The organism is Bacillus sp. z14 (2026), from assembly GCF_058313575.1.
Genome location: NZ_JBZFQK010000004.1, coordinates 93,459 through 112,506, shown reverse-complemented (window position 1 = coordinate 112,506; position 19,048 = coordinate 93,459). Strand labels below are relative to the sequence as shown.

The 19,048-nt window shown below is 37.7% G+C and carries 19 protein-coding genes; 3 read left to right on the top strand and 16 right to left on the bottom strand.

What is annotated here, in order from left to right:
* Window positions 1-165: 165 nt before the first annotated feature.
* Window positions 166-1,923, top strand: coding sequence for a dihydroxyacetone kinase subunit DhaK (gene dhaK, locus AC4G3O_RS14555; protein WP_066108223.1), 1,758 nt, complete (start codon window positions 166-168; stop codon window positions 1,921-1,923).
* A gap of 193 nt (window positions 1,924-2,116) precedes the next feature.
* Here dhaK and AC4G3O_RS14550 read toward each other — a convergent pair whose 3' ends face one another.
* From AC4G3O_RS14550 to AC4G3O_RS14510, 9 genes are all read right to left on the bottom strand, one after another.
* The gene (locus AC4G3O_RS14550) at window positions 2,117-2,254 is read right to left on the bottom strand and encodes a hypothetical protein (RefSeq protein WP_490553083.1); all 138 of its coding nucleotides are present in this window, start codon (window positions 2,252-2,254) and stop codon (window positions 2,117-2,119) included.
* 49 nt (window positions 2,255-2,303) lie between these two features.
* Window positions 2,304-2,477: a hypothetical protein gene (locus AC4G3O_RS14545; protein WP_181162047.1), complete on the bottom strand. Its 174-nt coding sequence runs from the start codon at window positions 2,475-2,477 to the stop codon at window positions 2,304-2,306.
* A gap of 194 nt (window positions 2,478-2,671) precedes the next feature.
* The gene (locus tag AC4G3O_RS14540; RefSeq protein WP_491136397.1) at window positions 2,672-3,463 is read right to left on the bottom strand and encodes an aminoglycoside phosphotransferase family protein; all 792 of its coding nucleotides are present in this window, start codon (window positions 3,461-3,463) and stop codon (window positions 2,672-2,674) included.
* 443 nt (window positions 3,464-3,906) lie between these two features.
* Window positions 3,907-4,287, bottom strand: coding sequence for an HIT family protein (locus AC4G3O_RS14535; RefSeq protein ID WP_491090472.1), 381 nt, complete (start codon window positions 4,285-4,287; stop codon window positions 3,907-3,909).
* 287 nt (window positions 4,288-4,574) lie between these two features.
* Complete coding sequence (locus AC4G3O_RS14530; RefSeq protein ID WP_066108233.1) at window positions 4,575-5,327, bottom strand: DUF1129 family protein; 753 nt, start codon at window positions 5,325-5,327, stop codon at window positions 4,575-4,577.
* Window positions 5,328-5,339: 12 nt separating this feature from the next.
* A complete protein-coding gene (locus AC4G3O_RS14525) occupies window positions 5,340-5,669 on the bottom strand; it encodes a PadR family transcriptional regulator (RefSeq protein WP_066108236.1) in 330 nt (109 codons plus the stop codon).
* A gap of 254 nt (window positions 5,670-5,923) precedes the next feature.
* Window positions 5,924-6,784: an AraC family transcriptional regulator gene (locus AC4G3O_RS14520; RefSeq protein ID WP_491136396.1), complete on the bottom strand. Its 861-nt coding sequence runs from the start codon at window positions 6,782-6,784 to the stop codon at window positions 5,924-5,926.
* Window positions 6,785-6,955: 171 nt separating this feature from the next.
* Window positions 6,956-8,101, bottom strand: a complete 1,146-nt coding sequence (locus AC4G3O_RS14515; RefSeq protein ID WP_491136395.1) for an anti-sigma factor — start codon at window positions 8,099-8,101, stop codon at window positions 6,956-6,958.
* Window positions 8,094-8,591 (bottom strand): RNA polymerase sigma factor, encoded by a 498-nt coding sequence (locus tag AC4G3O_RS14510; RefSeq protein WP_491136394.1) that lies wholly within the window; start codon window positions 8,589-8,591, stop codon window positions 8,094-8,096. Before AC4G3O_RS14510 ends, AC4G3O_RS14515 begins: the two co-directional genes overlap by 8 nt.
* Before the next feature lie 614 nt (window positions 8,592-9,205).
* Between AC4G3O_RS14510 and AC4G3O_RS14505 the strand changes: the two genes are divergently transcribed.
* A complete protein-coding gene (locus tag AC4G3O_RS14505) occupies window positions 9,206-9,709 on the top strand; it encodes a DUF7878 domain-containing protein (RefSeq protein WP_066108243.1) in 504 nt (167 codons plus the stop codon).
* A gap of 165 nt (window positions 9,710-9,874) precedes the next feature.
* On the opposite strand, the gene rlmD is transcribed toward AC4G3O_RS14505, so the two are convergent.
* The 3 genes from rlmD to recQ form a co-directional block, all read right to left on the bottom strand.
* On the bottom strand, window positions 9,875-11,257 hold the full coding sequence (gene rlmD, locus AC4G3O_RS14500) for a 23S rRNA (uracil(1939)-C(5))-methyltransferase RlmD (protein ID WP_139892728.1): 1,383 nt from the start codon (window positions 11,255-11,257) through the stop codon (window positions 9,875-9,877).
* On the bottom strand, window positions 11,229-12,131 hold the full coding sequence (locus tag AC4G3O_RS14495) for a DNA-3-methyladenine glycosylase family protein (protein WP_148631101.1): 903 nt from the start codon (window positions 12,129-12,131) through the stop codon (window positions 11,229-11,231). Before AC4G3O_RS14495 ends, rlmD begins: the two co-directional genes overlap by 29 nt.
* Before the next feature lie 78 nt (window positions 12,132-12,209).
* The gene (recQ, locus tag AC4G3O_RS14490) at window positions 12,210-14,354 is read right to left on the bottom strand and encodes a DNA helicase RecQ (RefSeq protein ID WP_491136393.1); all 2,145 of its coding nucleotides are present in this window, start codon (window positions 14,352-14,354) and stop codon (window positions 12,210-12,212) included.
* Window positions 14,355-14,511: 157 nt separating this feature from the next.
* On the opposite strand from recQ, the gene AC4G3O_RS14485 reads away from it, so the two are divergent.
* Entirely contained in the window at window positions 14,512-15,063 is a 552-nt protein-coding gene (locus AC4G3O_RS14485; protein ID WP_491136392.1) for a DUF3267 domain-containing protein, read from the top strand.
* Between the two features lie 219 nt (window positions 15,064-15,282).
* Here AC4G3O_RS14485 and pdaA read toward each other — a convergent pair whose 3' ends face one another.
* The 4 genes from pdaA to cax all read right to left on the bottom strand — a co-directional run bounded on the left by pdaA (window position 15,283) and on the right by cax (window position 19,019).
* Window positions 15,283-16,065 (bottom strand): delta-lactam-biosynthetic de-N-acetylase, encoded by a 783-nt coding sequence (gene pdaA, locus AC4G3O_RS14480; protein WP_139892767.1) that lies wholly within the window; start codon window positions 16,063-16,065, stop codon window positions 15,283-15,285.
* Between the two features lie 182 nt (window positions 16,066-16,247).
* The gene (locus AC4G3O_RS14475; RefSeq protein ID WP_066108258.1) at window positions 16,248-16,454 is read right to left on the bottom strand and encodes an SE1561 family protein; all 207 of its coding nucleotides are present in this window, start codon (window positions 16,452-16,454) and stop codon (window positions 16,248-16,250) included.
* A 135-nt stretch (window positions 16,455-16,589) separates the two neighbouring features.
* The gene (locus AC4G3O_RS14470; protein WP_066108261.1) at window positions 16,590-17,411 is read right to left on the bottom strand and encodes a YfkD famly protein; all 822 of its coding nucleotides are present in this window, start codon (window positions 17,409-17,411) and stop codon (window positions 16,590-16,592) included.
* 543 nt (window positions 17,412-17,954) lie between these two features.
* Window positions 17,955-19,019 carry a calcium/proton exchanger gene (gene cax, locus AC4G3O_RS14465; RefSeq protein ID WP_491136391.1) on the bottom strand — a complete coding sequence of 355 codons (1,065 nt, stop codon included), beginning with the start codon at window positions 19,017-19,019 and terminating at the stop codon, window positions 17,955-17,957.
* Window positions 19,020-19,048: the final 29 nt, after the last annotated feature.

Sequence of the window (19,048 nt, the reverse complement as noted above, 5' to 3'; positions counted from 1 at the left end):
CCTATTAAAATTGTAATTTAATTATACAAAAATGATATAATTACGGCTATTTTGACAAATACGGTTATTTGTCCGTTTACTTTAAAACGCTTACATTATACTGTTAACAGTATGAATAAATTTAGCAAGACTACCAATTTTTAATAGAAACGGGAGGCAATACAAATGAAGAAGATTATAAATAAACCTGAGAACCTCGTAATGGAGATGGCTAATGGATTAATCATGGCACATCCGGAACTCGAGTTTCTGAAGAAATATAAAATTATTAAGAAACGAGTAATAAATGAAAACAAAGTGAGCTTAATTAGCGGGGGAGGCAGTGGGCATGAACCTGCACATGCGGGCTTTGTCGGAAAAGGTATGCTTGATGCTGCAGTATGCGGGGATGTGTTTGCTTCGCCATCACAAATACAAGTGTATCAGGGAATCAAAGCAGCTGCCGGTCAAAAAGGGGTCCTGATGATTATTAAAAATTACAGCGGTGACATCATGAACTTTAAAAATGGTGCCGCTTTAGCAATCGAGGATGGTATCCAGGTTGAATATGTTCGAGTAGCTGACGATATAGCCGTTGAAGACAGTCTGTATTCTGTAGGACGCCGCGGTGTTGCAGGAACTGTACTTGTTCATAAAATTGCCGGTGCAGCTGCCGAAGAAGGCAGAGACCTTATGCAGGTAAAAGCAATTGCAGAAAAAGCCGCAGAAAATGTAAAAAGCATCGGGGCAGCTCTTACATCCTGTACCGTTCCAGCTAAAGGAACTCCGACATTCAAATTAGAAGAAGATGAAATCGAATACGGTGTCGGCATTCATGGAGAACCAGGAATCAGAAGAGAAAAATTGATTTCTGCAAATGAGTTGGCTAAACAAATGATAGATGATCTTCTAAAGGATTTTGGACAAGATGGGGATGAAACATCTGATATTGCTATTCTTGTAAATGGCTTCGGAAGTACTCCACTTCAAGAACTCTATTTATTTAACAATTCGGTTATGAGAGAAATGAGTAACAGAAATATTCATGTTTATAGAACCTTTGTCGGCAATTATATGACAAGTATTGATATGGCTGGAGTATCCTTGACAATTATGAAGCTTGATGATGAGCTGAAATCATTATTATCAAGCGAATGTTCTGCTGCGGCATTTAAAGTGGATGCACCTGTTGAGGGTGTTCAGTATACCGATCCTATTGATGAGATTGAAGAAAGAAGCGTTTCATTCAATACTGAGACAAGTGAGGAATACGCTGTAATCCACGATGATGTCCTTTCCTTAGAGAACATCATCTATCTCATTGATAAAATGAGCGAAGTCATTATCCGTAATGAGATACCATTCTGCGAGCTTGACTCTCATGCCGGTGACGGAGACTTTGGTATGAGCGTTGCTAAAGGATTCAAGCAATTGAAGCGAGAATGGAGTTCTATCTTAAACCAAGAACCATTAACTATTGGAGCATTCCTTGATGCATGCTCAATGGTCATTATGGAATATTGCGGTGGAGCGTCCGGTCCAATTTGGGGTTCTGCATTCCGTGCAGCCGGCAAAGCCGCAGGCGATAAAAATGAATTAACGATCGAGGAGTTTGCAAACCTACTACAGGCAGCTGTTGAAGGAATACAAGTAACTGGTGAACGTTCATTTGGTAGAGGTGCAGTCGTCGGTGATAAAACTCTGATTGATGCTTTAGTTCCATGTGCTGACTCTTGGTCTGAGTGCGCAAAAGCTGGAATAGACTTTAAAACTGCCTTTGAAAATGGGGCAGCTGCTGCAGTTAAAGGCGCTAAATATACAGAAACAATCGTCGCCCGCATGGGACGTGCTGGTACGGTTGGAGAAAGAAGCCTGGGTTATCCTGATGCTGGAGCTTATGGACTTGGAGTTATCTTCACAGAGCTCTCCAGCAGCCTAAGATAAATAGTATTGATTGCCAACCATACAATTCTTATAACCTAACCACTCTAAGGGGCTGCAAACTTTGCAGCTCTTTATTTATAGAATAATAAAGCAGCTTCAGTTGATAGGGCTATTTTCGAACAATGGTAACAAGGAAAATTAAAATGACCAACTTTTGATCATCCTTGTTCAACTTAGACATCTTTAATAAATATTATTTAAATAATAGGTATAGAACAATGGCACCGACTACGACTATTCCCCCTATTGTTGGACTTCCATAAACGGTTCTATTCCAACCATCCTCGGTGTCTATCTTATTTTTGTTACGCTTATCTTGGTCCTCATTCAACAATAACACCTCCATATAATTGCTATAACACTATTAAAGAACTACTACCTTAGGCGATGAAATTTTGAAAAAGATGGACGGTCAAAACTGTTGTTAACAAACACCCACAGGAAGTTAAGACTATTGTTTTTCTATTGTCTTGTTTTTCTTCAGGTTTATTGAACTCATTAATTTGTATAATCCATATTGTCATAGTTACAAGGGCAAGAATTCCGATGGACATATCAATCACTTCCTTTTTCCCTTTTATTTTTTTGAAGACTATCTCACTTCGAATTGTAACATTCTGTAAATCCGCAATAAATCCTTCTTAGCTAACTTGTCCCTTTAATACCATAAGAAATTCAACATAGAAAGACATCTTTTGGTCAACTTGGCCTTCTGCTCTTTCCCCTGTCAATTCCAACCTTTCCCCTTTTACATCCACTCTTTTCCGTGTTCACTAATGAACTTGATATCATTTTGATAATGTTCAAGGTGTCCTTCATCTATCATTTTTTGAAAATTACTATCGCCTTCTTTAGCTTTTCTTTCAATTGTTTTACATAGCCCTTGTAATCGCAACAATACCATCTCTAAAAAAACTTCTTCCACTTCCTTTCCATAGGATTCAAAAAACAATTTTACTCTGTGTTTTATTTTCATAGCGTGGTCTAAGAAATTATAAATAACTTCTTCACCTGTTTCAGATTGATAAGCTCTACTTAAAGGAATACAAGTATAAAGGGTATAGGCAATGTCCCAGAGTCTCGGTCCAGGGCCAGCAACATCAAAATCAATTATACCTACCGGTCGTTTACGATTAAAGATAATGTTATATATAGCGAAATCATTATGACAAAGCACCTCGAATGGTTGCGGAGTATTATCTATCGACTTCCAATCTTCTTCAATTAAAAAATCACTCACTGAATCGTGGTAGAGACTAAGCATCTGAGCTATTTCTTTTAAAACTTCATCAGACCACATATATCGCTTTAAAGGATAATTACCAGCTTCACCTTCTATATATGACAAAATCTCTCTACCTTTTTCATCAATACCAAAAAATTTAGGTGCATAAGTGAATCCTTTATTTTCTAAATGTATTAATAGCTTGTGAATTTTCGTACTGTCTGGCTTTAAATCTCTTCGAACGGTATCTCCTAAACGATATACGGTTGAGACATTTCCTCCAGTTAGAATTTCTTCTTTTTCGTATTTTGACATTTCACAAATACCCCTCAATATAAATTTGCCACCGTTTAGTTTCTGTCTATTGTTTAACATTCCTGCTTCTTTATCTCCATAAGAAATTCAACACGAAAAGGCATTAATCCTCCTAAGATCAACGCCCTGAAAATTTAAGTGAGAATTCCACTTACTATATGAATTATAAACATGGCTACTTACGTTTTTGGATTATTTGACGCACTGGAGATGCCAAAGCAAAAAATATAAGTGCTATAAAAATTGCTTTAATTAAAGAAACTTGCTCCATCATAGGTGTATGCGTTGAACGGCTCGAGGAAAAGATAGACCACCAACTTGGTTCGGCGTATGGTAGAGATACTCTGTACCAAATGATAAAAATTAAAAACACTAATAACCAGTAAATCTTCATAAAAACTCTCCTATACTTTTTAGATAAGTAAGGCTCGAATTAGTTACCATTATCTCTTATTTTCCGAACTTTTCAGCCAGTGTCTAAGTCCTTTGCCAGCATAGGGTTCATCACTAAATCGAGGAATAATATGTAGGTGAGAATGCATGATATGTTGACCTCCAATTGCATTGCAGTTCCAACCAATATTGTACCCATCAGGTCGATATGTTTCATCCAGGAGATCTTTCACTTCTTGCAGTAATGAATAGGTTGCAAACCATTCATCTTCTGTTAAGTCAAACACTGTTTCACGGTGTTTTATTGGAACTATTAATCCTGACCCGACTAATACTTCTTGTGGCATTTGTAGAAACATACAATGTTCATTTTTTACAACAACTTCTTGCAGTTCTATTGTTTCAGGATTACAAAATGGGCATTCTTTCACTTCAATAACCTCCTCAGTTTCAGTTTTATTTTATATTATTTTACTCTTATTATAGTAACCTTTAAGAAAACAATTTTTAGAATAAACAAAAACGCAAAGGCAGTCATATAATCCTCCAAATTTAAAATTTGGTTAAATAATTCGATTAAAACATATAAATCCTTCTTAATCTAACCTGCATTCCTAGTTAACCGGCTTGTTATAGGAAATCAATTGAATAAGATAGGAAAGGGTCCTCCAGAAAGTCAGTAAAACTAACGTTCCGGATAACCCCCAAAAAACTTTTGTTATGATTTTGTTTTTCTCACTTCATAAAATAAATAAATTCCGATCAATATATATGTTATAGCTAAACCCATAATTAACTGCAATTCTTCATTTAAAGTTGTTCGAGCTAATACGATGGTCGGTAAGTGAAATGAAATTAAAAAAACGGGCAGGATTGCGGTTTTTGCCCAAATGGAGAATGTAACGATAAAGCAAAGAAAAAGTAAGCCGATGACTGTACTCCCTAAAACACCAAAGTTAATGGTTGGTGTAGGATAGATTGAATCAGCGACAAGCAAACCCATAAAGACGACCATACTAATGAAAATAGGGGCTAATAATATTAAAAACTCTCGAATTTTAGACACTTGATTCCTGGCTGTATAGCGAAATGCAATCATTACTCCGATAAAAAAGAGCACACAATACACAGCCGTTCCAATGATTTTTAATACACTATAGCTTAATGTACCTTTCAAAAGATCTCCGAAAATCGAAAATGACATTGCTCCAGCTATAATCAGGGGTATATATTTTACCCATGCTTTATAATCCGTCCTCATTTCATTGGAGATACTCTGCATATACTCTTTAGGAGAAGATCCAATAATCTGATCAATAGATTTACCATTTAGCTCGGCTTCATATAAATGCTCCTCAAGTTCTTTCGTAATATCATTAATCTCCTGATCATTTTTTCCGCTTGAAAACAAGTATATCTTTAAATCATCAATAAACTTCTGACTTTTATCAGACAGTTGAAGTTGCTCCACTTTTGCATCACCTCATCCTTCAATTTCTTTCTTAATGACCGCGTTTACGCTGTTCTCAAGGTAACCCCATCTAACCAGAAAATTTTCTAAAGCTACCTGTCCTTCATCTGTTAATGAATAATATTTTCTCTTTGGTCCAGCAATTGAATCCCGGCGAACAGACGTAATAAGTCCTTCCCGTTGCATTCGGAGCAATAATGGATAAATGGTACCTTCGCTGATTGTCTCAAATCCATACTCACTTAAACGTTCTGCCATCTCATATCCATAACATTCTTTTCCTTTGATAATAGCCAAAAGGCAACCATCCAATATACCCTTCATCATCTGGGTTTGCGACATCTATAATCCACCACTCTTTTTATCTTGCATTGCAAGGTATATTACCAGTTTAAACCACACTACCTTGCAATACAAGATAATTGTTAATTACTTACAAATATCTTTCTTATATGAAGGTCAAAAAGAAAACACTAGGGCAAGATCCCCTATTAAATTCAAGTCTCTCCATCTCTCAAATAGAAAGAAGCAATGTAGCCCACTACATTGCTTCTTTAATGAATCCGCTCGATTAATTTATAAGCTTATCCTTCTATTTATTTTTTAATTGGTATCCATATTTCTGAATAATAATCCTTAGAAGATGGATCTCCATCACTTAAGTAAACCTCCATCTCAGGTCCACCCGAATGCTCATAGCCTGTTGCCGGAAACCATTCAGAGAAAATTCGATTCCACACCTTTGGCATGGCATCAGGCATAGCGCCATGAACAGGAAAAACAGCCCAGGTAGCAGCCGGAATCTGTCGTTCTTCCCAATCATTTGGGACATGTTCTATATGTTTCTCTGCCCCGATTAAGTAAGTTAGATTTTCTTGTAGTTTATCAAAGTCCATACAAACTCCAATTAATCCAAGAGATCCACTATTTTTAGCAAGTACAGCGGCGAATCCATTCTGATTAGATTCATCCCAGAAAGAGGCTATTTTCCGATTGTTCTCTCCCCCACTAGTACTCGTGCGTATGCTTTTCCCAACAACCTTAAATGCTTCCTTTTCGACAATCTTATAATCCATTCCCACATCACCCTTTAACTGAATTTGAAAAGAGAGCCTCGGATAAGCCTTCAAGGATTGAGTATTTTTCTTTGCAGATGACGGATTGATTCCATGAATTTTCCGGAATGCTTTTGTAAAGGATTCCGGAGTTTCATAGCCATATTTCAGTGCAACATCGATTACCTTAGACTTGGAATATACCAGTTCCTGCGCAGCAACTGTGAGACGGCGATTCCTAATATATTCACTTACGGTATATCCCGTCAGCATGCTGAACATCCGCTGGAAATGAAATTTTGACATACACGCAATTTTAGCAATATCTTCCATACAAAGATACTGTTCCAAATTACCTTCTATATACTCGATGCTGTCGAGCATCCTTTGAAGCCCCTCCATGTAAGCACTCTCCTTTCTAAACTCAGTCTACCAACATGAGTTTAGCAAATCCGGTTAATCCGTGCTCTTTTATGACAGTCCAGAATAGAATAAGAGCACCAATTAGTTCATTAAGCTATCTCTATTTAACTGCCTGAATATCGCATAACAAAAGTTTTACTCAAACTATTTTCAGAGTTCACTTTCCCAATTCCAAAATTCTATTTCGTCTACTTCTAATTCACTTACTTTTCCTTCATCCTGTAATTTTAATACTTCTTTAGTTGGTCCTGTAATAACAGCCCCATAATGCTTATGACCATGTTTTTCCATGTATTGAATACGTTTTGAAAGATTTAAATCTCCCATATAAAAATTTTCTGCTTTTTCTTCATATTCTTCCAGGAATTGCAGTGTTTTTCGGAATTGCTTATGCAGTGGTTTTCCTTCGCCTACCTCGTATTCCGGTGAAGAAGACCCTTCAGAAACTATTTCTGTTCCAAAAAAACCTTTTTCCTCTTGTTGAAAATCTACGATCATGTCATCTTCATGCCAAATTGGTTCACTAGGAAAACCAATTGGTTTAAATATAGCTTCCTCTTTCTTTTCAAAACCAGTATCTACTGCAAGCCATATTAATCTCATATCCTTAGCCTCGAATAATGAAAATACCTCTTCTGTCTCTAGTAAATCAGTAAATGAAACATAGGCTGAAACAACCGTCCCTTCTGGAACCTTTTTTAATCGTTCCCACCCTGAAAAACCTCGTGGGCTTGAGCCCGGATAAATAAAAGCAGGACTGTTATTAGATATAGGGCTGAAATAGGTAACTTCAGGATATGACATCCTTGAGAAGAAAAAATCAGTTTCCATTTCACCTACCTTGATCGTATCATCTCCAATAACTTTATTTATATCTTTTGAGGCTGTCATTCCAAAATAGGCAGAAGTGCTCGTACTTGTACCATCCATATGACCATAAGGATTCATTACAGTCAGACTGTAATCAACGATATTACGTAATTTCTCTACTCGGTCAGGAGCTCCGAACGAGTAATACATCAGAGTTAGGATGGAAGAAAAGAATGAAAATAGAAGAAATAAACCTATAGCCATAAGTGCTGTTTGAAATCTTGCCTTCCATTTTGCAAATTTCATAATTCGTTGTTGTTTTTTTATGCCAATATCAGAATCAGTTAACTTTCCCCTGTTTTCTTCATCAGTTTCTTCCAAATATCTCTCCATGCTCTCCAGTTCTTTCTCAATCTCTTTTGCCTCTTCTGCAGAAAGTTCACCATTTTCATATGATTCCAGGCGATTTTTAAATTCATCACTCATATTCTTTACTCCTTCTTTGCCTTATTGCTTTTCTCCCCCGAAATAAAAGAACTTTTACATAGGCTTTACTCACCTTCATTACTTCAGCAGCTTCCTCATATGATAAACTATTAAAATCACAAAGCAGTACTGCCATCTTATGTTTTTCAGGTAATGTATTCACTTCACGTAATAGCTCTTCTATTTCCTCATGAATTACAATCGTTTCATCAACCGCTTTATTCTTATCTAAAAATCTAGAAAAATAGCCTTCATCCTGAATTGTTACTCTTTTATGCTTTCTATGATGATCAATATATGCATGATAAGCTACCGTAAAAAGCCATGCCTTTACACTTCCACTTTGATAATTCTCAATATATAAATAGGCACGAAAGAAGGTCTCTTGAACAAGGTCCTCCGCTGTATGATGGTTATGACAAAGAGAGAAAAGGAAACGATATATATCAGAAAAGTACGTGCTATAGAGACTATCTATTGAATCCGCCATCATTCCCTCCTCTCTTTAATACCACGTACAAAAATAAAAAAAGGTTACAAATATTAAAATACTTTCTAAATTACCAATCTTTATGAGCATATCAAAAGATGGGGAATTAAGTTTACTTTTGTTTGGTTTGATGTTTATATAAACAAAAAAAGACATCAATGGAGATGCCTTCTTTCGCGCACTATATATGTAAATAGCCACCAAGGAGATTAATAAAAAAAGACCCGTATTCGTAAAATCCACGAAATAAGGATCAATCTTGCAAATGTATTTTTCGGGGTCTTCAATATCCTTCTTCGATTTCAAAAGTAATATCGATACTATAAATCCTTTTTGGACTAGGGTGAATCAACTAATTAACTTATATTTACTTTCCTCGATTAACAAAACAATATTCTTTATATAACTTGATTAATTCTTGGACAATTCCAGGTCTCTGCTTCGTTATCTAAGCGTTCATTTAGAAAACAGAGAAAGAATACTGGATTAAATATGGAACCTAAAAGAAAGATTTATCATTTTTTTGTCGAATTCTATTATATATAGCTTAACTAAAATAGCCTCCAACATTTTAGGAAGAGACAAAATTAGAATAGAGATAGGGTGACGAAGACATGGACAGTATTTCAAACAAAATAAAGTTTGAATACAATTTTGTAGTAGATAAAGAAATGATCTCAAAAAAGCATAAAAGGGATGTGCCTGCCATATTAGCCGTGGATGCCACATTTACAATAAAAATCAACAACGAATTATACTTTGAAACAGAACTAGCTATACTCGAATTCTATAAAGCATTGTATAGATGGAAAGAAGAGATTACGAAGAAGAATCCTACACCGGAATTCCATTATTACACGATTGAATATGCTGACTATGAGAATGGAGCTATCCTGTCATTAATCCCCTTTTCCAATAAGGCCAGAGTGAAATCAATCTGGGCAGAACAAGATCTATATAATGTTTTCGATCTAGACTATATTGTAATGGAATTCATTCTACTAGAAGAGATACTAAAACGGGATATAGAGGATTATTTTGATATAAGATTAAAAGATTTCATCAAACACATTCCTGTCCAAATTTCAAACCCGCTTTTGCTAAAGGGGAATTTGTAAATGGTTTAGGTAGCAGGACATGTTCAAAAAATTATATTAAATAGACAAACCTATCTGCTAATCGGATTCAATAAAAAAAGACCCAGTTTTCATAAAAGATTATTTATACGAAAACTGGGTCGATTAACAAATGTTTATTTAGTTAGCCAAGAGTATTTTTATTGGTTACACCTTCAACATAATCTCCACAACGCACTCAATATGAGAAGTTTGTGGGAACATGTCCACTGGTTGGATATATTTTGGTCTGTATTTTTTGCTTAGGTAGTCCAAATCTTTGGCCAGTGTGGATGGGTTACAGGATACATAGACGATTTTTCTTGGACGTGTGCGCAGGATGGCATCCATTAATTTATGATCCAAGCCGCTTCTTGGCGGATCGACGACAACGACATCTGGCTTCCAGCCTTCGCGCAGCCATTTAGGCATGAGAACTTCTGCTTTGCCTACTTCGAAGCTGACATTATCCATATGATGCTTTTTAGCATTCTGAATGGCATCTTCAATTGATTCCGGAATGACATCCATGCCTCTAACTTCTTTACAAAAATCCGCAAGCCACAATCCTATCGTTCCTACTCCGCAATAAGCATCTACTACTCGTTCATGACCGTGAAGGCGAGCTGCTTTTTTCACTTCATCATAGAGCTTCACGGTTTGTACTGGATTCAATTGGAAGAAGGTACGCGCTGATAGCTCATAGGATAAATCGCCAAGTTCTTCTTCAATTGCTTCTTCTCCCCACAGATGAATCGTCTTTTCGCCGAATATAAGCGGAGTCTGTTCTTTATTCACGTTTTGAACAATGGAAACGACTTCCGGTAAACGTTTGTTGATTTCTTCTATGATTTGGCGCTTCTTAGGAAGCTTTTCAGAAATGGTGATGATCACCACTTGGACCTGATCCGATGAGAAGCCGACACGGGTTACGACCGTTTTAACAATCCCGCTTTTCTTTTTCTCATCATAGGATGGCAATCCAAATTCCTGCAAAATATCCAATACTGTACGAGTAACCTTGTTCGTTGCTTCATGCTGAACGATACAATTTGGAATATCAATCAAGTTATGAGTATTTGCCGCATAAAGGCCGGCAATCAACTCTCCAGTCTCATTGGTGCCAACCTGGAATTGGTTTTTATTACGGTAATTCCATGGATTCTCCATCCCAATTGTTGGACGGATATCTACATTGCTGGCATCGTATTGGCTATGGCGCTCCAATGATTGAATAACGATATCACGTTTTTCCTTCAATTGTTGGCTGTATTCCAAATGCTGCAATTGGCATCCACCACATACGTCATAAACCGGACATGGTGCTTCGACTCGATGTGGCGATGCCTTTTTAATCTTTTTGACAAGACCTTCCGAATACTTCGGATGGACCTTCGTAATCTTTACTTCTACAATTTCATCCGGCAGAGCACCCGGTACAAATACAACCTGACGTTTATAGTAGCCGACTCCCTCACCATTTATGCCAAGGCGTTTAATAGTTAGTAAAATCTCTTGTCCTTCACGGACTAATGTTGCCTGTTGGTTCATCAATATTCCTCCGTTTTTCAATGCTTCTCCATAAGTAAAGTGAAGCGTAGCTTAAATAAGGATGCCACTCCTTACTGAATTGCTCCATCTCTTCCATTGTTGGCTTTCGTTCTAGGTTATATAGCAGCTTAATAGCATTCTGAATGCCGATGTCTGCTTTTGGAAATAAATTCGGGCGGCCAAGACCAAATAACAGGAAGTTTTCAGCCGTCCATCTGCCTACACCTCGAATTCTTGTTAATTCTTCTATAATTTCTTCATCTGTCTTTGTGCGCAACTCTTCCAACCTGAGTTCACCGCTTGCAATCTTTTCTGAAAGGCCAATGACATACTCTGCTTTTCTGCCGCTGAATTTCATTCCTTTTAGTTCATCTACTGTGAGAGCAGCGGTTGTCTCTGGAGATGGATAAAACCATACTCCGTCCTTCTGATACCCATAGGCTGTGACAAAATCCTTCGTTAGTTTTTGAGCAAACGCCATATTCAGCTGTTGATGGATAATACTTTTCACGAGACAGCCATATAGGTCGAATTCTAAAATAAGCGGGGTACCGCGATGGCGAGTAAAAATATTATTGAGCTTCGTCTCGCCAAAGTGAGCATGTATATCAGAAAGTGGCAAATGCCACTGAAAAATCTCCTTTAAACGATCCGTTGCCAATACTTGTTCCTTTTTGCCGCTAATCGTAAAGGCCGGCTTATCTACCGTACCGATCGCTTGGACGGTATAAACATTGGGCTTACCATGAATCAGTAAAGGGACCTGAATCAAGCGATTGCGATAATCTATTTCATACAGAGGATCAAGACCGATCCTTTCCAATACCAGGTCAAAATCATAGGGAGCTTCTACATGAATGGTTTCTTTCCACATCATTATCACTCCTTTATGGACTAGTCCAGTTATTATAACAGGTTTTGCAGCTATATGGGTACATAGGAAAACGGCCCATTAAATTGGAGCCGTATCCATGTTCTTCTTCGTTATTACCGCTTTAATCGCACTGTAGCTGATTTCATTAGGAAGATGCTCTTTAATTGGCTTTAAAAAATCATTCCCCACTTCCTCAATCGCCTGTAGAATCTGGATTTCCTCCTCAGGTGAGAAGAAATACTCCCAATTCAGAGGCAATCCTTCTTCTGCACATCGGAATAGATGCCTTTCTACTGTTTGGGAGGATAAATCTCTTTCTTTTGCAATCTCTTTCAGCGTAAGCCCTTGTTTATATAATTCATACGTATCCATATGTGAGTTGGCAGTACCTGCCTTGGATTTTTTCACCGCAGGCATTTTTTCCTCTTGTTCTACAATTGGTGCTTCATAATCATTTTCCTTTATAAACGCTGTGATCACTTCCACAAATCGCTCACCATACTTATCTGTCTTTTGAGCTCCGACTCCCTTCACCTCAAGGAACTCATCTGTGGTTTGCGGTTGTTTAACGCACATATCGCGCAAAGCTTGGTCGGAGAATATCAAATATGGAGGCACATTTTCCTCTCCTGCAATTTGTTTTCGCAAATTACGCAGCACTTCGAATAAAGGATCATCTGTTGAAATAGCGGTGATCCGCACAGCTTCTTTTCTCATTACCGCACGTTTCCCGAGCAACACTTCTTTGCCGGCAGCTGTGACATATAAGAGCGGATATTGCCCACCCGTAATCCCAATTAATTGCTCAGATGTTAGAAAATCAATCAGTTCAGCGACCTCTTTGGTTGATTGATTTTTCATTAACCCATACGTTGATAAGGATTGAAAGTTTTGTTCAAGCAATTTCTTATTGGATGAGCCCGTTAACACTTGGGCAATCATTGTTTTTCCAAAACGTTCGCCAGTTCGGATTATACAGGATAAGACCATTTGGGCATCTTTTGTCACATCCTTCGCACTTCGTTCATCTAGACAGTTAGAGCACCGCCCGCAATCATCTGCCTCCTGCTCACCAAAATAGTGCAGAATATAAGCTTGCAGGCAGCCTTGTGTATGGCAATAGTCACGCATTTGATACAGCTTTTGCAACTCTTGATTTTTATGGTTTTCATCACCAAACGATTGATCAATCAAAAAGCGCTGGACCTGAACGTCCTGTTCAGATTGAAGCAATATACATTCACTCGGCAAGCCATCACGTCCGGCACGGCCTGCCTCCTGATAATAACTTTCCATATTTTTAGGCATTTGAGCATGAATCACATATCGTACATTCGATTTATCTATCCCCATCCCAAACGCATTCGTTGCGACCATGACAGTAATTTCATCACTTAAAAATTTGTTTTGCTCTGTTTCACGTTCTGTACTTGATAAACCCGCATGATATCTCCCAACTGTTATACCTTTTTGTTGGAGACGTTCATATAGATGGTCCACTGTTTTTCGTGTGGCACAATAAATAATCCCGGATTCCTGTTTATTTTTTCCTACATACGCATCAATATATTTTTGTTTATTTTGCCCTTTCACGACCTGGAAGCTTAAATTTTCCCGTTCGAAGCCAGTTATAACCGTATGTGACTCTTCAATATTCAAGGATCGGCGAATATCTGCCTGCACTCGCGGAGTTGCTGTTGCTGTCAGGGCAAGGACAACCGGATTGGAATTCAATTGTTCGGCTAATGATTGGATGCGTAAATAACTCGGGCGGAAATCATGACCCCATTGTGATATACAGTGAGCTTCATCTACAGCAATTAATCCAACCGGCAATTTACGGATATCCTCAATAAAGCCATGGGATTCCAGTCTTTCAGGCGCCAAATATAAGAGCTTATAGGCCCCCTGCTGGATGTCATACAAACGATCATTCACTTCACTCGCGGTTAGGGAACTATTGATAAAGGTGGCGGGTATTCCGGCCTGATCCAGTGAATCTACCTGGTCCTTCATGAGAGAGATTAATGGAGAAATAACGAGGGTAACGCCCGGTATTATCATCGCCGGGATTTGATAACAAATTGATTTACCTCCGCCTGTCGGCATAATTCCGAGTGTATCGATTCCTTGTAGCACCTGCTCAATAATTTTGGCTTGTCCATTGCGAAAAGAATCATAACCAAAATATTTCTTTAAAAGAGAGCTTGCTTCTGTAAGCATGAATTCCCTCCTCCATTCATTGATCATTCTACCATCCATTATAGCTTATAGAGATTGATCTATACTAGTGAGACAAGATAGCTGGAGTCTTAAAAATCACCAAATATATCCTTTTTATATGATAAACTGATAGTAATCTATAACTGGAGGTTTTCCGATGCTTGCTGGTTCCTTGAATTCATATCAAATAATAGATGAAACTCGTGAAATGGAAGATTTAAACAAACCAATTTTGATCAGTACTTTCACTCTTATGGTCGGATTGCTTATCCCCTATTGGTTCATTTGGAAAATCGGTGAGATTGACCTATTCTTTTTAATTGAACTGGCTGTTGGATACATCCTCCTAATTTTCATGCATGAAGTACTGCATCTAGTAGGCTACATATTTTTCGGGAAAGCCAAAATAAGTGAGGTTAAACTGGGTGTTTTATGGAAGTATCTTACTCCTTATGCCCATTGCAAAATACCAATCAGGATCAAAGCTTATCGGATTAGTGTTTTATTACCGATTGTCCTCGGAATTGTGCCATTAATTTATGCATTTTTAAACGGAAATGATTATTGGTTTTTTATTGGCTTGTTTATGACCATCGGATCATTAGGGGACCTTATCATTCTTTGGATATTGCGCAAGTATTCAGCAGATGTCTTTGTTCAGGACCACTCCAGTAAAATTGGTTGTATCGTTTACACTCCTCAGTCTTAAATGTTTTTCGATTAAAGGTTGTTATCCATACTGCCAATGAAAATGAAAGCGAATGGCTCCCAAATAGATTGACAGGAATTCAACCATCAAAAAGGGAACCCCACACAGGAATGCCCTTATCTCACCATTTTCTCAAGATAAATATGATGCCCGTTGTTTTTTCAATATTAATACTAAAAACCGCTTATTATTTGTAAGCGGTTTTTTTGTTTAGGCACATTATATCTTTATGTCTATTTTCTGTTTTTGTGGTGTCTTCTGTGGTTTTTCACAATTCATATCATCCAAGCTTTTAAAGGTATACCCTCTCTTTTTTAAATCTGTAATCACCTGGCCAAGTGCTTCTGCATTGTCCTTAGACACAGAATGTAAGAGCAAAATGGCACCAGGATGAATTTGAGCCATAATTTGATCATAGGAATGCTTCCACCCCTGCTGACGATTCACATCCCAATCAAGAAAAGCAACCGACCATAAAATATGTTTATAGCCCAGATCATTTGCCACCTGTAAAGTTCGTTCACTAAATACTCCTCGTGGCGGTCTGATATAGGACATATCCTTTTGCCCTGTTAATTCCTCTGTCTTCTTCTTAACCCGTTCCAGTTCATCAGCTATTTTATCATCCGATACCTGTGTGAAATTGGGATGGCTCCATGAATGATTGCCAACTATATGCCCTTCCTTCACCATTCTTTTCACTAACGGTTCAGCTGTATTCAAATAATGACCTGTAACAAAAAAGGTAGCCGGAACTTTATGTTCTTTCAGTACATCCAGTACCTTCTCCGTATATCCATTTTCATAGCCATTATCAAACGTTAAGTAAATCTCTTTCTTTGTCGTGTTTACTTTATAAACCGCACCGTATTTTTCAACGATTGCATTATATTTAGGCCCTGCATCAGCAGGCTGTTCATTCTTTCCCTTATTAAAGCCCCAACCATACTGTACGTTTGAAATCGCCTCAGCAACGCCCAGGAATAATGTCCCCGAAAGCATGATGGCAGATAATCCGGTGATAAGCCATTTTTTCACTATTTTCCCTCCTGAATATACTTTTGATAAAGATAGTTTTAATCAGAGTAAGGGAATTTATGCAGCACAGCGAATGATTGCATTAACGATATAATATAAAAAAGACAAATCCGCTTATAACGGATTTGCCATATAATCTTATTCATTTATACCTCTTTATTAGGTTCTGTTTCCGGTCGATTTTGAAAGCTTTGAAACTTCTCCTCAATTGAATCCACGATTTCAATTAGGCGGTCAATATCTTCAATATCCGCTGTTTCAGGCTCAATCCGGTCTAAAACCTCCATAAATAACTCAAGTCGGTCTTTTAAGTATTTTACTTGTTCATCTTTATTATAAATCGGTGTTGTCAAACTAATCCGGCTCCTTTCATCATAAATATTATCCTAAACGATAGTAGCCTATTTCGCAACTGACCATTTTCTATTTTACCCAAAAGCAAGAAGCTTCAACCAAAACCGGCTGAAGCTTGCAGACTTAAACGGCAATCAATATGGTCGGTTGACCGCTCTGAACTGGAATGAAACATGATCTTGAATAGGAATCCAGGCTCCAATCCCTTGTGAGGTTACATTCCTTACTACAATCTCACGTTTGCTTCCTTTCAATACTAAATAGACCTCACCATATGTGACTTTACCCTTCTCGTTTATTGCCGGCGCATACCCATAGAGGTAGCCAAGTCTCATTGGCGGTATATTGTATACTCTGTCTTTTTTTGTACCGCTACCTATGATGGTCTCAAATGCCAGTGGCAGTTTAGATTTTTCTGATGCTCTCGCCAGCATCATTTTTTGAATATCCTGACTGGAAGGTACTTTTGCTGTCAATCCTCCGCGCACCACTTTTTGTGTCTCTTGGACATAATGAATTTGGAAATTCGTATCCCCGCCACGGTTATCATAAAAATTCGTATTGATTTTTTGATACTCCCAGTTTGGAGAGGTTTCCATCGATTCATAATTTAAAGCCCACTTACCTAAGTAAACAGTGGCTCTATACCAAAAGGCAACCGGATTGGTTCCGATATTGGTTTCATTAAGCATGTGAACTAATTCAGGATTTTCTATTTTAACGTTGCTGGACTTAAGCAATTGTTTGGATAACTCACTTGGCTCAAGCATTGGCGTGTCCTGACTGGAATTGGGATATGTGTTTTCTTTATTGATCGATAAAACGGACTCCGGAATTTTATACTTAGCTTCCTCAACCGTAGGGTCTGCTCCTTCTTTTGGGGCAGCCCAGTTATGCTGGGTTGGAATAATAACGAGCATGGCTATAACGATCATGATAAAAAAATTTCTTCTCATGCTTGAAGCTCCTTTCTTACATACAAAAAAGAATGATTGTTCCGTTATTTTCCCTCTTAAGCAAAAAAACTATTCAAAAATCAGGATTGTTTTATTATACCTTGCAGTTACTAGAATTAACAGATTGTTAAGCTATATTAACTGTTTATTTAGCACATTACAAACCAGTATTTTTTGTCACAGTTTTGTAAAATTCAGAATATTTACAAAACTACAGGAAGGTGCTATACTAAAACCAACATATCGTAAAGGAGGCGAAATCAACAGCCGGAATAACTGCAGGGAGGAATGCTTATCGAAACCATCCTCACACGGAAAACTTAATGTAGATTTCGTCACAAATCAGGACAATAAAGATAAAGGATGTGACCTATAGGGCTAACTAACATGACTGTTTAAAACAGAAATATCTACCTTTGAAAAGATACATTTATTTTTGGAAGGATTAGAATTTAGTTAGACATGACTTATGATGAAGCAAATTGGAAAAACATAAAAAAGACTCTGAATCCATAGTAGATCAGAGTCTTTTTTAATTTATTATTATAACAGAAAGAAACCTATCCCCATCACTAAATAAGCAGCAAGTAAGGTGAGTCCTTCAAACCAGTTTGTTTCCCCATCGTTCGTTATTACAATCATTAAAAAGACAGATAGCACCATCGCCACAAGTTCAGGCAATGTAAAGACAAGTGGCATTTGCGTTTCAAATAATAAAGATACCAGAACAAGTACCGGTGCTACAAACATGGCCACCTGTAAAGTAGAACCAACAGCAATTTCAACAGCAATGTCCATTTTATTTTTGTAAGCGAAAATAATGGCAGATGCATGCTCAGCTGCATTTCCGACAATTGCTACAATGATAACCCCGATAAATAATTCAGACCAGCCCAATTGATTCCCTACGTCTTCGAATGTATGTACCAAATTCTCAGATACATAGGCTACTGCCACTGTTGCCAAAGCTAGGACCATAATCGACCATTTTTTGCTCCACTCTGCTTCTTCAGTTTCTTCCTCTGCAAAAGACAAGTCTTCCTTACGTTGATAGACACCGCGATGGGTGACCAATTTAAAGAATAAAGCAGCCAAATATAAACAGATCAGGATAATGGATATGCCTGTACTCATGACCATTTGGTTACTTCTTTCCATCTCTCCGGCAAATACTTCAGGAATGATAAATGCAACTAATACACCGAATGTTAATAGCCCTGCATTGTGCCTGGCATCAAATACATTAAAATTTTGTCTTTTATACTTAATACCACCCAAGAAAAATGAAGCCCCACTAACTAATAATAAGTTACCGATGACACTTCCTGTTAAAGAAGCCAATACAATTCCCACCAGTCCCGCTTTAAGAGAAAAAATGGAGATGATCAGCTCAACAGCATTTCCAAATGTTGCATTTAGCAATCCTCCAATCCTCGGTCCGGATATGATTGCTAAGCTTTCTGTCGCCCTCCCCATAAAACTTGCCAGAGCAATAATCGTTAAACAATAAACAGCAAACATGAGCAGACTTGGCCAATGTAAAATGGAGCCGGCTATGGATACCGGTAGGCCAATCATTAGCATTGCAGAAAATATTTTTTGTCCCATCCCTTGAATTCCTTCTTTCTAATCTAAAA

Excerpts from the sequence above, each read along its gene's own strand:
- dhaK (WP_066108223.1), top strand. The coding sequence starts at position 166 with ATGAAGAAGATTATAAATAAACCTGAGAACCTCGTAATGGAGATGGCT.
- AC4G3O_RS14545 (WP_181162047.1), bottom strand. The coding sequence starts at position 2,477 with ATGTCCATCGGAATTCTTGCCCTTGTAACTATGACAATATGGATTATA.
- AC4G3O_RS14540 (WP_491136397.1), bottom strand. The coding sequence starts at position 3,463 with ATGTCAAAATACGAAAAAGAAGAAATTCTAACTGGAGGAAATGTCTCA.
- AC4G3O_RS14525 (WP_066108236.1), bottom strand. The coding sequence starts at position 5,669 with ATGTCGCAAACCCAGATGATGAAGGGTATATTGGATGGTTGCCTTTTG.
- AC4G3O_RS14520 (WP_491136396.1), bottom strand. The coding sequence starts at position 6,784 with ATGGAGGGGCTTCAAAGGATGCTCGACAGCATCGAGTATATAGAAGGT.
- AC4G3O_RS14515 (WP_491136395.1), bottom strand. The coding sequence starts at position 8,101 with ATGAGTGATGAATTTAAAAATCGCCTGGAATCATATGAAAATGGTGAA.
- AC4G3O_RS14510 (WP_491136394.1), bottom strand. The coding sequence starts at position 8,591 with ATGGCGGATTCAATAGATAGTCTCTATAGCACGTACTTTTCTGATATA.
- AC4G3O_RS14505 (WP_066108243.1), top strand. The coding sequence starts at position 9,206 with ATGGACAGTATTTCAAACAAAATAAAGTTTGAATACAATTTTGTAGTA.
- rlmD (WP_139892728.1), bottom strand. The coding sequence starts at position 11,257 with ATGAACCAACAGGCAACATTAGTCCGTGAAGGACAAGAGATTTTACTA.
- AC4G3O_RS14495 (WP_148631101.1), bottom strand. The coding sequence starts at position 12,131 with ATGTGGAAAGAAACCATTCATGTAGAAGCTCCCTATGATTTTGACCTG.
- recQ (WP_491136393.1), bottom strand. The coding sequence starts at position 14,354 with ATGCTTACAGAAGCAAGCTCTCTTTTAAAGAAATATTTTGGTTATGAT.
- AC4G3O_RS14485 (WP_491136392.1), top strand. The coding sequence starts at position 14,512 with ATGCTTGCTGGTTCCTTGAATTCATATCAAATAATAGATGAAACTCGT.
- pdaA (WP_139892767.1), bottom strand. The coding sequence starts at position 16,065 with ATGCTTTCGGGGACATTATTCCTGGGCGTTGCTGAGGCGATTTCAAAC.
- AC4G3O_RS14470 (WP_066108261.1), bottom strand. The coding sequence starts at position 17,411 with ATGAGAAGAAATTTTTTTATCATGATCGTTATAGCCATGCTCGTTATT.
- cax (WP_491136391.1), bottom strand. The coding sequence starts at position 19,019 with ATGGGACAAAAAATATTTTCTGCAATGCTAATGATTGGCCTACCGGTA.